At 31.5% G+C, this 378-nt stretch carries 1 protein-coding gene; it reads left to right on the top strand.

Features of this window, described 5'->3' with window-relative positions:
- Positions 1–150: 150 nt before the first annotated feature.
- A partial coding sequence (locus tag Q0954_RS34605) for a hypothetical protein (RefSeq protein WP_299466827.1) occupies positions 151–378 on the top strand: 228 nt, incomplete at its 3' end.

Raw genomic sequence — 378 nt, 5'->3', positions numbered from 1 at the left:
TGGCAATTTACTACTAAAGAGGCGAGGATTAAATTAAAGAGGCTTTACCCTAAAATATAACGTTGACATAACACTAGCATAGATAAAACAGTATTATCACATGTTCAAGAAAGCGTTGACGATAAATATTACTTAACGTTTTTAAATGAGATGAATGGAGGATACTTCTTCGATGGAGCTTTACACTTTTATGGAGCTTGTGTTGATCTTTCTTTTCATAGTATGATGAGCGTCAACAATCATTTAAGGAGTTGTTATAAAGATTTATTTCAAGGTATTTTTTCTTTTGGAGAAGATTTATTTGTATCCCTCCCAGTAAGTACATGTTTACATCTGCTATTAGCTAGCTTACCTTTGCATCAAAAAGATATGAATAAA

Origin of the sequence: uncultured Microscilla sp., assembly GCF_947493425.1 — a bacterium.
Lineage (GTDB): Bacteria > Bacteroidota > Bacteroidia > Cytophagales > Microscillaceae > Microscilla.
Note: the sequence above shows the minus strand (reverse complement) of the source record. Positions and strands in the feature narration are given on the sequence as shown.